Genomic DNA, 11,408 nt, shown 5'->3' with positions numbered 1-11,408 from the left:
GATGGGTTCCAAGCTCGGCGAGTGGCAATCGCTCTATCCGTTCACCGGCCACTACCACGAGCGAGAGGGTTTGCGGCTGCACTATCTCGACGAGGGCCCGCGTGATGGCGAGGTGGTGGTGATGCTCCACGGCAACCCCTCCTGGTCCTTCCTGTTTCGAGACCTGGTGCGGGCCTGGTCCCCGTTCGGTCGTGCGATCGTTCCGGACCACATGGGAATGGGATTGTCCGACAAGCCGACCGACGATCGCTACGCCTACACCCTCGCAAGCCGCGTGTCCGACCTTGAGCATTTGCTGGAGAGTCTGGCGGTGCGGGGACCGATCTCGCTGGTGCTGCATGACTGGGGGGGAATGATCGGGATGGCCTGGGCAGCGCGCCATCCCGAACGGGTGAAGCGCCTCGTGGCCCTCAACACCGCAGCCTTTCCCTTGCCTGGCAGCAAACCATTCCCCTGGCCCCTCCGGCTCGTGCGGGATACCCCCCTTGGCACCCCGCTCGTCCTGGGCTTGAATGCCTTCGCCGCCACGGCGGCCCGCGTCTGTACGGTGAAGCCCCTCGCCCCACTTGTGCGACGGGCCTTCGTCGCCCCCTACGACAGCTGGAGCAACCGGCTCGCCACCCTGCGTTTCGTCGAAGACATCCCACTGGCCCCCGGAGACCCCGCCTGGCCGCATCTGGCCGCAGTGGAAGCGAACCTTCCCCATTGGCGCCACCTGCCAGTCCTGCTGGGATGGGGCGCCCAGGACTGGGTGTTCGACGATCACTTTCTGGCCGGCTGGCAGGCGCGGTTTCCGCAGGCGGAAACCCACCGTTACCCTGATGCAGGGCACTACGTGCTGGAAGACGCCGGCGATCGCCTTATACCTGAAATCGTGCGTTTCCTGAAGACCCCGGTGGAGGCCCCTGCCCCTTGAACGCGGTTGCCACGACCAACATCGCCAATCGCTTCGATAGACAAGCGGCGCTCCAACCAGAGGGGCGCGCCGTGATCGCGCGGGGAAAGGTCACCACCTTCGCCGGGCTTCGGCAGCGTTGCGACGCATACGCGCATCGGCTCTCGGCGCTTGGTATCGCCAGGGGTTCGCGTGTGGCCCTGATGGTTCGTCCGGGCGAAGATTTTTTCGCCTTGACCTTTGCCTTGTTCAAGCTGGGGGCTGTCCCCGTGCTGATCGATCCCGGCATGGGCCTGGCCAACATGCGCACCTGCCTGAGCGAAGCGGCTCCCGACGCCTTCATCGGGCAGCCCATGGCCCATCTGGCGCGGGTGCTGGGCCGCTGGGGCAGCGCCGCCGGGCGTCTGTTGTGCTGCGTCGGGGGCCGTTTCCCCGGCACCCTGCCCCTTCATCCGGGCCCGCTCCCCTCCTCCCCGTTCACGGCCGTCGAGACGGGCCCCGAGGCGATCGCCGCCATCCTGTTCACCAGCGGCAGCACGGGTGTCCCCAAGGGGGCGGTGCATTGCCACCGCACCTTTGACGCCCAGGTCGAACTGCTGGCCAGCCACTTCGGCATTGGGCCAGGCAGTATCGACCTGGCCACCTTTCCGCTCTTCGCCCTCTTCGATGCTGCCCTGGGCGCCACGGCGGTGATCCCCCGCATGAACTTCACCCGGCCAGGTCAGGTCGACCCGACGGCGATTGTCGGTCCAATCCTGACCTACGAAGTCACCCAGATGTTCGGCTCTCCCGCGCTGCTGGAACGCGTGGCTGGCTGGGCCCTGCCCCGTGGCATTCGTCTGCCCTCGCTGCGCCTCGTCATCAGCGCAGGGGCCCCGGTCGCCCCGTCCGTGTTGCAGGATTTCGGCGCCTTGCTCGCGCCGGATGGACGACTCGAAACCCCTTACGGTGCCACGGAGGCCCTGCCCGTCGCCAGCATCACCGCACGGGAAGTGCTGCAGGAAACCCGAGAGGCGTGGGCGCGAGGCGCTGGAACTTGCGTGGGCCGCCCTCTCGAAGGCATTGAAGTGGCCATTATCGGCATCTCCGATGAGCCGATTCTCACCTGGAGCGACCAGCTCCGCCGGCCGGTTGGCGAGCCCGGTGAGATCGTGGTCAGAGGGCCGAATGTCAGCGATCGTTACCACGGTCGCCCGGATCACGATGCGCGGGCCAAAATCGCGGACCCAGCCGGGGGCGTGTGGCACCGGATGGGGGACCTCGGACGTTTTGATGACCTCGGACGGCTATGGTTCCTGGGGCGTAAATCGCATCGTGTGCGTTGCGCCCAGGGCGACATGTTCACCATTCCGTGCGAAGCGATCTTCAACCAGCACCCGGCGGTTCGCAGAACCGCCCTGGTGGGCGTGCCGGACCCGAACCATCCTGGATTTCAGCGCCCCGTGCTGTGTGTGGAGCTCAAGCGGGGCCAGCGGGCTAGTGGGGATCTCATCGAGGAAATCTGGAAGCTCGGGCAGGCGCACGGCCACACCCGGGCGATCGCCAAAGTCCTGGTCCATCCCTCGTTTCCAGTCGACATCCGCCACAACGCCAAGATTTTTCGGGAGAAGCTGGCACTCTGGGCCACGGAGCGCATCACGTGAACGCGCTGGTCACGGGTGGCGGAGGCTTTATCGGAGGTCGATTGGCCCGGGCCCTTCAGGCAGCAGGCCATGCCGTCACCACCTACCAGCGCGGCGATTACCCCGAGCTGGCCGCAAGCGGCATCCGCACCGTCCGTGGTGATATTGCGGACGAACGCCGCTTGACGGAGGCGGTCACCGGGCAGGACATCGTCTTCCACGTCGCGGCCCTGGCCGGCGCGTGGGGCCGTTGGGAGGATTTTCATCGCAGCAATGTGCTCGGCACCCGGTCCGTGATCGCGGCTTGCCGTCACCAACAGGTCAAGCGGCTGGTTTTCACCAGTTCCCCCAGCGTGGTGTTCCACGGGCAGGACATGAGGGGCGCGGATGAGACGGTGCCCTATCCAGCCCATCATGAAGCCGCCTATCCCGCGACCAAGGCCGAGGCCGAGCGCGCGGTGCTGGCCGCCAACGATGATCAGCTCGCCACGGTGGCCCTCCGTCCGCACCTGGTCTGGGGGCCGGGCGATTCCCATCTGCTGCCCCGCTTGCTCAAGGCGCACCGCGAGGGCAGGCTGCGCCGGATCGGCGACGGAACGAACCTGGTGGATGCCACCTACATTGACAACGCGGTCCAGGCGCATCTGGCTGCGGCGGAGCGATTGGCGCCAGGTGCCCCGTGCGCGGGCAAGGCCTACTTCATTGCCAATGGGGAGCCACTGCCGGCCTGGGAACTGATCGACCGTCTGCTCATCGCGGCGGGGGCCGGACGCGTGCGAGGATCCGTGCCTGCCTTCCTGGCCGTGGGAGCCGGCACCGTGCTGGAGTCGGTCTATCGAACCCTGGCGCTCCCGGGGGAACCGCCGATGACCCGCTGGGTCGCGCGCGAACTGGCCACTAGCCATTATTTTGATCTGGCGGCTGCCCGGCGTGACCTGGAATACCTGCCCCGGGTTTCGACCGACGAGGGCCTCCGCCGCCTGACGGACTGGTGGGCCTCACATGGCGCTGCATCAGCTCGCCGGGTGGCGTCGCCCTGACACAAGCGGTAGCATGATTTTTGGAAGTGCAAAACGGGGTGAAAAAATCGCATGGATTTGTGGACCAACGTGTGGGTCATTTTGGGTGGCGTCCTTCTCGGGTTGACCCTGGCGGCCTTTGCCACGCGGAAACGCTGGGGACCTCAGGCCGCGCGCCTGATGGGGGAGGCCTATCAGCAGCGAATGCTCAAGAAACTCCGAAAGAGTTACCCGCTTCTGGCCGCCCGCTTCGAGGAGTTCGATGTCAGACCTGAGCGCCAAGAGGCGCTACAGGCGGCCATGCGGCGCCTACCTCCGCAAGAAGGCTTGAAGTTGCAAACCGAGTTCATGCGGCTCAAGGAAAACTTTCTGGCTCGCCACCCCGAAATCGGGGAACTGATTTCGGGTGCGGCCGATCCGCGCGGCCAAGCCAAGGCCTTTGAGAAAGCCATGAAGCTGCCCAACGACCAGCGTCAGGCCATCGAAAAGGATCTCTTGTGGGCCTGGGATCAGCTGCGGGGGCGCTTTCCGAGGTTGATGGGGCCACTGGAAGCCTCCGTCCGCAAACGAGCCGAGGGCGACGCCAGACCCGCCGAACCTGCCAAGGTTTGAAACTGGGCCATTGCTCAGTTTTGAGGCTTGTCACGCCCCCAGCGTTTCATTTTCCCGGTCACCCCCAGCAAGCTGCCCCCAACGGCGAGGCCAGTGGCCACGACCAGCGCTTTGACGGCAATCCAGATGGCGCCGATCAGCATGGGTTCAGGTGACACGCCAAAGAGGTTCAGCAACGAAACAATGGCGGCCGTGATGGCGGTTGTCAGCACGTGATGGCCTCTTTCATCAATTCATCGGACAAACTTGTAGCCACGACCCCGCACCGAGCGAATGTACACAGGGTGCGCCGGGTCGGGCTCAAACAGCTTCCTCAAACGCAAGATGAAGTTGTCCACGGTGCGAGTCGTGATGGAAGCCTCCGTCCCCCAGGCTTCGCGCAAGAGATCTTCCCGGGAAAGGACGCGACCCTCGTGAGCCTTGAAGGCCTTCATCATGGCCATCTCGATCGGGGTAAGGTTGATCTCTTGCCCCGCCACTGTAGCTTCGTGTCGCGCGAAATCGATCACCACGTTGGCGAACACCAGTCGATCATCCTGCGCCTCCTTGGCCAGTGGGCGCTGGGCCTCCCAGGCTCTGCGGCGCAGCAACCCCTCGATGCGGGCCAGCAACTCCTCCAGATTGAAGGGCTTGGTCACATAGTCGTCCGCACCGACCTGAAGCCCCTGAACCTTGTCTTTTTCGTGCTGTTTGGCCGTCAGCATGAGCACCGGCGTGTAATTGCCCGTGGTCCGTAAGGCACGACACAGGTCAGAGCCGGAAATCCCAGGCAACATCAGGTCCAGGACAATCAGGTCGAACGCCTCCTGGCGGTCGAACAGGACCTCGTGAGCCTGCCGTCCATCCCGCAACCAGGTGACGACGTGACCATCCAGTTCGAGGTTGAAGCGGAGCCCCTGCGCGATGTGGTCTTCATCTTCCACCAGCAGCAATCTCGCCATCTCGTTCACCTGGGCAAGGTCAGCGTGAAGACGCTGCCCCGATTTTCGCCCGGGCTGGCCGCTCGCAGCTTGCCACGCAACGCACGCACACTTTCCTGCGCGATGAACAACCCCAGGCCCGTTCCTTGCCGGATCCGAGTAGACTCGTTGCCGACCCGGTGGAAGCGGTGAAAGATGCGACGCAACTGCCCTTTGGGGATGCCAACCCCGGTATCCGAAACGGCGATGGTGACACCGCGAGGGCCAGCTTCCATCCGAACCGTGATCTGGACGCTGTCCAATGAATACTTGACCGCATTTTCGAGCAGGTTGGTGAGCGCGAGGTCGAGCGCCACCACATCGGTCTGAATGGTTCCCACCTGCCCTTCGATCCGCACGGCTGAACCGTCCAGCCCGTGGCGCTGAATCAGGCGTTCCACCAGGTCTCGCACGTGCCCATCAAGATCCAGGGGGGAAACGGCGATGGGACGGCGCCTGGCTTCGGCCCGTGCGGCCTCCAGGACGTGGTCAATCAACTGGTCCAACCGATCGACATCGGCGAGCATGGTGCAGGTAAACTGGGCCGCCTGCTCCTCCGTGAGGGTTCGCCGCTGCATCGTCTCCAGATGCAGTTTCAATGACGTCAATGGGCTTTTCAACTCGTGGGTCACACTGTCGATGAAATTTTGCTGCTGCTGGTTCAACCGGATTTGCTTGGCCAGGGAGATGATGAACAGGATCAACCCCACCATGACCGCAAGACCGAGAGCCCACCCCAGCACCAACCCCAGGGTGGGGGCGAGCCCTTGAATCGGTCCTTGCCTGTCGCGAAACCAGTCGGTGACCAGCGCCAGGTTGTACATCACCGTCAGGATCAGCGTGACCAGCACGAGCGCCACGCCATAGATGATGGGCGCGGCGGTGGAGGGACGCTTGGGAGGCATGCGCATCGCGCTAGACCTGCGGGAGTCTCAGTGGGAGATTCCGAAACTCAATCGGCCAGGCCGAACACGTCCAACACGTTGTCCTTGCCATTGAAGAAACAACGGAGTGGTTTGCCGTCTCGCAGGGCGCGCACGTGACCGTGATTTCCGTGAGGTTCCACTTCCACGCGTGTCCCATCTGAGAAGACAGCCGTCAACAAGTTGCCATCCGCTTGAAGCGGCTGGGTCACGCTGCCCTGACGCACGGGGGCTTGCACCGACGGCAGAAAGCGACATTCATCGAGCACGAAGGTGTTCGCGGTCTCCTGTTCGATCCGCGCGCCAGAGAGAAAATCGACCATGGGGAGCGGCGCGTCCCCAAAACGCAACACGGCCTCCTTGTCCGATTTCTCGAAGGTCAGCGCGCGGTTGGCGCTCACGGCGGATTGCAGTTCACCATGAGGCAGATGCCCCACCAGGATCTGGAGTTCGACGCCGTTGGCGTAACGATAGAGGCGAACAGACTCCCAGTTGTTCACCCCCTTTTGGCGGTCACGAACAATGGCGGCGGGATGTTGAATTTTGAGCATCTGATCGTCCTTTACGGAGAGAATCTTCACCCCAACTGCAACGCAGCCGGGATCCCATGCTGGTGATAGAAGGCCGTTTCGAAGCCTGTTCCAAGCGAGAGAACACACCATTCCCCGGATTGCTTGCTCGCGAAGCCCATCAGCGGGGTGAGAGCACCGGCAGTGTCGGCCACACGAACTCGCGCGCAAATGCCGGAGACCGCCTCAACCGTCACATCAAAGGCTTGGACGTCACTCACCTGAAGAACCGAGGCGCGAACGGAGGCCTCCAAGGCCACCTGGTCATCTGGGTCGAGCACCGCCCCTCCTCTGAGGCTCAAGGCCGTCTGAATGGCCCGAATCCAAGCCCACTCTCCAAGTTTAGCAGATCCGGCACCGCTGGCTTCAGCGTGCGCGGGCCGAGACTTCTGGCGCCGACAGGACCCGACGCGCGAGTTCCCACAAGCCCAAGGCGTACAGGCTGAGGCCTGGGTCGAGCAACATGTGCATCCACCAGATGGTCCTGGCTGCCGGCCAATGAGGGCCTTGGGTCGCCAGCAGCCAAGCTCCGCCGTGGCACAGCAAGGCCGCTCCGATGCGGACCCAGGTGCCCCAAGGAGGACGCTGCCCGGCTCGCCAGCTCAGGCCAATCCAGCGCGCGTCGTAGAGCAGCAAAGCGACCACGAGAGGAGCCGCCAAGGCCATCGCGGCCAGGCAAGCAGAAAGATGGGCAGGAGCCAAAGGGTCGATCGCCATGCCCCTCATGCTACCAAAACGTCGCCGGATGGTGGGTTCAATTGGGTAAAATGGCCCTGACCGTGGCCACTGGCGCGCGGTTCGAATCTTGAATCCCCACCTGAGGTAGCCCATGACCGCTGAATCGCATCCGCATCCCCCTCACGGCACGTCCACGCCTGCCTCTGAGATTGAAGCCGCCTTACGGCACATGGCGGAACTGTCCCCGGACGACCGGGAGGCCTACTGGTACGACCACGTTTACCGCGGAAATGTGAAGCAGCTGACGATTCGGGCCGTCTTGATGGGAATGCTGATCGGCGGCGTGATGTCGGTCTCGAATCTCTACGTGGGACTCAAGACCGGCTGGGGCTTCGGCGTCACGATCACGGCGGGGATTCTGGCCTACGCGATCTTCCGTCTGTTTGAACACGTGTTGCCGGGTGGCGAATTCACCGACCTGGAAAACAATGCCATGCAGTCCGTGAGTTCCGCAGCCGGGTTCATGGCATCAGCCGGGCTCACCAGTGCCATTCCCGCCTTGTTGCTCCTGAATGGAACGGTGCTGACACCCTTTCACCTGTTCCTCTGGATCGGTGCCATCTCGATCATGGGCGTGTTCATTGCGATTCCCATGAAGCGTCAGATGATCAACATCGATCAGTTGCCTTTCCCGAGCGGCATCGCCGCAGCCGAGACCATCAAGAGCCTGCACGGCCACGGGGAGGTGGCGCTGGCGAAGGCGAAGTCTTTGGGAATCGGCGGGGTGATCGGCGCCGTCGTCTCCTACTTCAAAGACCTGCACCCCGTGCTGGTCGAGAAGTACACCGCGCTCAAAGGTTTGGCCTTCCTGTCGTTGCCCAATCAGATTCCGGCCGACCAGACCGCCTATCAGTTTCAAGGAATCAACTGGCAAAAGCTGACCCTCGGGCTCAACGTGAGCCTGTTGCTCTATGCGGCGGGCGCCATCATCGGGATGCGGACCGGGGTCAGCGTGCTGATCGGGTCCGTGTTGAACTGGTTCGTGATCGCCCCGTGGCTCATCCAGAACCACGTGGTCGCGAACGGAAAGGTGATCGAGGGGGGCCTGAAGCAAGTGGCCGCCTGGACCACCTGGCCTGGCACCGGCATGCTCGTCGTCTCCACCCTGGTGGGATTGGGCCTGATCTGGCCTTCGTTGGCTCGCGGTTTTTCCGGCATCACGGAGGTGTTCAAACCCGCCTCTGAGAAGCAAATGGATGCCCGCCAGGCCAGCATCGAGGTGCCCGGCTCCTGGTTCCTGTATGGCTTTACGGGTGGGGCGATCGCCTGCGTCATCCTCCAGGTTTGGCTCTTCAAGATTCACTGGGCCATGGCCATCCTGGCCGTGTTGCTGGCCGTCGTCTTGTCGATGGTCGTCTCGCGCGTCACGGGCGAAACCGACATCTCGCCGACGGGCGCGATGGGCAAGGTCACCCAACTTACCTACGGCGCCCTGGCGCCGGGCCAACCCATCACCAACCTGATGACGGCCAACGTCACCGCGGGGGCGGCCATCCACTCGGCGGACCTTCTGACCGATCTGAAGAGCGGCTACCTGCTGGGCGCGAATCCCAGACAGCAATTTCTGGCTCAGATGTACGGCGTGTTGGCCGGTACCCTCTTTTGCATCCCGGCCTACTTCCTGCTGGTCCCGAACGCGTCGGTGTTGGGCGACAAATTTGCAGCTCCCGGCGCCCTGGTTTGGAAGGCCACCGCAGAAGCTCTGGCGCGCGGCTTGTCGGCGTTGCCTCCGTCAGCCCTGAAACTGGCAGCGTTCACGATCACCGTCGGCGTGGTCATCACCTTTATCGAGCACTACCGACCTGCCCTGAAGCGTTATCTGCCTTCCCCCACCGGGTTGGGCCTGGCCCTGGTGCTGCCGTTCAGTGACTCCCTGGCCATCTTTCTGGGAGCCTTCACGGCGTGGTGGTTGGCCAAGGCCAGACCGGCCACCGCGGAGCGGCACACGATCCCCTTCTCGTCGGGGATCATCGCAGGGGAAAGCATCGCCTCGGTCCTGATCATCGCCTTGCTTGTGGTGATAGGCGCCGCCTGACGCCTCCAAGCGACTCTCTGACCAGCGGAGGCCGCCCCCGTTCGGGGCGGCCTTCAGCCGCTTTGCGCCTCCAATTCGGCCGCCGCTGCCGCCGCCCCGACCAAGGCCACGTAGGGGTTGATGACCATCCGCACCGGAATCGAGGCCACCAGATCCGAAAAGCGCCCCTTGTGACGGTAGGCCGTCTGAAATTGACCATCTTGCATTCTGGCCAGGTTCTTGGGGCCGATGCCCCCCGCAATGTAAACCCCTCCGCGAGCGAGCACTTGGAGGGCCAGGTTACCCGCCTCGGCACCATAAATGCGGGTGAACATCTCCATCGCCTGGATGCAGACCGGGTCATCGCCCGCGGCGGCATGACCTGCGATCAGGGCCGCATCGTCCTCGGCTTCGAAGCGACGTTGCAAGTCTACCCGCGCGGGGCCCGCGCCAGCCTCGATCAGATGGTCATAGATGGCCCGAATGCCGGCCCCGCTCAACAACCGCTCGTAGGAGACGCGGGCGTGGCGCTTCAACATGAAGCGCAAAAGCCCCATTTCTTCTTCATTCCGCGGCGCGAAATCCTTGTGTCCCCCCTCCGTCGAGACCACCTGGTAGCGATGACCATCATGGAACAGGAGAGCCTCGCCCAGGCCCGTTCCGGCGCCCAGCACGGCAATCGGGGCCCGCGGCTCAGGCACCCCGGGGTTCAGTTCGACCCAGTCGGGCTCCTTCATGTGAAGAACCCCCAGCGCCGCAGCCTTGAAATCATTGATCAGCGCCACCCGCCCCAACGGCAGGCTGGCCTCGAGTTCCCGGGCGTCCACCACCCAGGGCAAGTTGGTGGCCTGGCAGCGTCGTTCGAAGACGGGTCCCGCAATACCCAGTCCCGTGGCCTGGACTGGCTGGGGATGGTGAAGGCGAAAATCCTTCAAGATTTCCGTAAAAGTCGGGTGATCCGCGCTCACGTAACGCGCCTCGGCCATCACCCGCCAGGGGCCGCCCGGCGTCCACTCGAATAACGCCAGCGCCACTTTGGTTCCGCCGATGTCCGCGGCGAGCAAATTGAGCGTGCCCAAGTCTCCAGGTCCTTTCTTCAGGTTCCCGCATCCACGCGATGCAGGGTGTGTGCCACGAATAGCGCCTCCAAGGCGGCCCCGTCGGGCCATCCTGCCGAGAGCAGATTTTCAAAGTCAGGAACCACCCAGGCCGCCCCGGCCTCCTGCAGTCCGTCGGGGGCCACGCTGGTAGAAACGCCCAGGCACGCCGCTCCGGCGGCCCTGGCGGCCTGCACGCCCTGAATGGCATCCTCTACCACCAGACACGACGACGCTGGAAAACCAGCTTTGGCAGCGGCCTTCAGATACACTTCCGGGTCGGGCTTGCCCCGTCGAACATCGTGGGAGGTGACCTGCCCAGCAAAGGCGGTTCGCAGATTCAGTCGCCCGAGCACCTGCTCGACATTTTCAGGCGTGGCACTGGTGGCAATTACGCAGCGAACCCCGCGTTCCGACAACCAGGCCAGGAACGCGTGGATGCCCGGGACCGGATGCAGCACCGCGGATTCGAGTCGCTGACGATAGAGAGCCTCGCGGGCTTCGGCCAATTCCAGGCGCATCTGCCCAGGTGCCTCAGGAAACAAGGTGTCGATGATATCAGAGGCCCGCCGGCCATCGAGCCGTCGCCACTCGGCATCGGACAGAGAGAGGCCCCGCACCGTGGCGAATTCCTTCCAGACCGCACGATGGAGGGGCATGTTGTCGCACACCACCCCGTCCATGTCGAACAACACGGCTGAAAAACGCACGTCCACCGCTCCCATCATCGCAACCAGGTCTTCATTGTACCGGCTCCAGACATTTGAGCGAAAATATCAGCTTGCCGCCCGATGGCTGGACGATGGCACGGATCTTGAGTATAGTGATATTGTGTCTCTGTAGCTCAGTGGATAGAGCGTCTGCCTCCGGAGCAGAAGGTCACAGGTTCAAGTCCTGTCAGGGACGCCATTCCCCCTTCGTCTAATGGTAGGACGACTGGTTCTGGCCCAGTTAATCGTG

General features: G+C 63.6%; 13 protein-coding genes and 1 tRNA gene. 6 read left to right on the top strand and 8 right to left on the bottom strand.

Annotation, left to right across the window (positions count from 1 at the left end; genetic code table 11):
* The first annotated feature begins 1 nt into the window (after nucleotide 1).
* The 4 genes from VKP62_16860 to VKP62_16845 are packed head-to-tail and all read left to right on the top strand — an operon-like array spanning nucleotide 2 to nucleotide 4,148.
* On the top strand, nucleotides 2-916 hold the full coding sequence (locus VKP62_16860; protein MEB3198864.1) for an alpha/beta fold hydrolase: 915 nt from the start codon (nucleotides 2-4) through the stop codon (nucleotides 914-916).
* Nucleotides 913-2,538, top strand: coding sequence for a fatty acid CoA ligase family protein (locus VKP62_16855; GenBank protein ID MEB3198863.1), 1,626 nt, complete (start codon nucleotides 913-915; stop codon nucleotides 2,536-2,538). Before VKP62_16860 ends, VKP62_16855 begins: the two co-directional genes overlap by 4 nt.
* The gene (locus tag VKP62_16850) at nucleotides 2,535-3,557 is read left to right on the top strand and encodes an NAD-dependent epimerase/dehydratase family protein (GenBank protein MEB3198862.1); all 1,023 of its coding nucleotides are present in this window, start codon (nucleotides 2,535-2,537) and stop codon (nucleotides 3,555-3,557) included. The genes VKP62_16855 and VKP62_16850 overlap by 4 nt, the downstream gene beginning before the upstream one ends.
* A 51-nt stretch (nucleotides 3,558-3,608) precedes the next feature.
* Entirely contained in the window at nucleotides 3,609-4,148 is a 540-nt protein-coding gene (locus tag VKP62_16845) for a hypothetical protein (protein MEB3198861.1), read from the top strand.
* Between the two features lie 14 nt (nucleotides 4,149-4,162).
* Here the strand turns inward: VKP62_16845 and VKP62_16840 are convergent, their stop codons facing one another.
* The 6 genes from VKP62_16840 to VKP62_16815 all read right to left on the bottom strand — a co-directional run bounded on the left by VKP62_16840 (nucleotide 4,163) and on the right by VKP62_16815 (nucleotide 7,316).
* Entirely contained in the window at nucleotides 4,163-4,360 is a 198-nt protein-coding gene (locus VKP62_16840; protein MEB3198860.1) for a hypothetical protein, read from the bottom strand.
* A 21-nt stretch (nucleotides 4,361-4,381) separates the two neighbouring features.
* Complete coding sequence (locus VKP62_16835) at nucleotides 4,382-5,089, bottom strand: response regulator transcription factor (protein ID MEB3198859.1); 708 nt, start codon at nucleotides 5,087-5,089, stop codon at nucleotides 4,382-4,384.
* A 5-nt stretch (nucleotides 5,090-5,094) separates the two neighbouring features.
* Entirely contained in the window at nucleotides 5,095-6,018 is a 924-nt protein-coding gene (locus VKP62_16830) for a HAMP domain-containing sensor histidine kinase (GenBank protein ID MEB3198858.1), read from the bottom strand.
* A 41-nt stretch (nucleotides 6,019-6,059) separates the two neighbouring features.
* Nucleotides 6,060-6,581, bottom strand: coding sequence for a hypothetical protein (locus VKP62_16825; protein ID MEB3198857.1), 522 nt, complete (start codon nucleotides 6,579-6,581; stop codon nucleotides 6,060-6,062).
* A gap of 26 nt (nucleotides 6,582-6,607) precedes the next feature.
* Nucleotides 6,608-6,880, bottom strand: coding sequence for a hypothetical protein (locus VKP62_16820; protein MEB3198856.1), 273 nt, complete (start codon nucleotides 6,878-6,880; stop codon nucleotides 6,608-6,610).
* A gap of 85 nt (nucleotides 6,881-6,965) precedes the next feature.
* Nucleotides 6,966-7,316, bottom strand: coding sequence for a hypothetical protein (locus tag VKP62_16815; protein MEB3198855.1), 351 nt, complete (start codon nucleotides 7,314-7,316; stop codon nucleotides 6,966-6,968).
* A 112-nt stretch (nucleotides 7,317-7,428) separates the two neighbouring features.
* On the opposite strand from VKP62_16815, the gene VKP62_16810 reads away from it, so the two are divergent.
* Nucleotides 7,429-9,372: an OPT family oligopeptide transporter gene (locus VKP62_16810; protein MEB3198854.1), complete on the top strand. Its 1,944-nt coding sequence runs from the start codon at nucleotides 7,429-7,431 to the stop codon at nucleotides 9,370-9,372.
* 53 nt (nucleotides 9,373-9,425) lie between these two features.
* On the opposite strand, the gene glk is transcribed toward VKP62_16810, so the two are convergent.
* Together glk and VKP62_16800 are read right to left on the bottom strand one after the other, a co-directional pair.
* Nucleotides 9,426-10,430: a glucokinase gene (gene glk / locus VKP62_16805; GenBank protein MEB3198853.1), complete on the bottom strand. Its 1,005-nt coding sequence runs from the start codon at nucleotides 10,428-10,430 to the stop codon at nucleotides 9,426-9,428.
* A 17-nt stretch (nucleotides 10,431-10,447) separates the two neighbouring features.
* A complete protein-coding gene (locus tag VKP62_16800; GenBank protein MEB3198852.1) occupies nucleotides 10,448-11,158 on the bottom strand; it encodes an HAD family phosphatase in 711 nt (236 codons plus the stop codon).
* 123 nt (nucleotides 11,159-11,281) lie between these two features.
* On the opposite strand from VKP62_16800, the gene VKP62_16795 reads away from it, so the two are divergent.
* Nucleotides 11,282-11,357: transfer RNA gene (locus tag VKP62_16795), tRNA-Arg, on the top strand.
* Nucleotides 11,358-11,408 lie beyond the last annotated feature (51 nt).

The organism is Candidatus Sericytochromatia bacterium (assembly GCA_035285325.1).
Lineage (GTDB): Bacteria > Cyanobacteriota > Sericytochromatia > S15B-MN24 > JAQBPE01 > JAYKJB01.
Note: the sequence above shows the minus strand (reverse complement) of the source record. Positions and strands in the feature narration are given on the sequence as shown.

Excerpts from the sequence above, each read along its gene's own strand:
- VKP62_16860 (MEB3198864.1), top strand. The coding sequence starts at position 2 with ATGGGTTCCAAGCTCGGCGAGTGGCAATCGCTCTATCCGTTCACCGGC.
- VKP62_16845 (MEB3198861.1), top strand. The coding sequence starts at position 3,609 with ATGGATTTGTGGACCAACGTGTGGGTCATTTTGGGTGGCGTCCTTCTC.
- VKP62_16835 (MEB3198859.1), bottom strand. The coding sequence starts at position 5,089 with ATGGCGAGATTGCTGCTGGTGGAAGATGAAGACCACATCGCGCAGGGG.
- VKP62_16830 (MEB3198858.1), bottom strand. The coding sequence starts at position 6,018 with ATGCGCATGCCTCCCAAGCGTCCCTCCACCGCCGCGCCCATCATCTAT.
- VKP62_16825 (MEB3198857.1), bottom strand. The coding sequence starts at position 6,581 with ATGCTCAAAATTCAACATCCCGCCGCCATTGTTCGTGACCGCCAAAAG.
- VKP62_16815 (MEB3198855.1), bottom strand. The coding sequence starts at position 7,316 with ATGGCGATCGACCCTTTGGCTCCTGCCCATCTTTCTGCTTGCCTGGCC.
- VKP62_16810 (MEB3198854.1), top strand. The coding sequence starts at position 7,429 with ATGACCGCTGAATCGCATCCGCATCCCCCTCACGGCACGTCCACGCCT.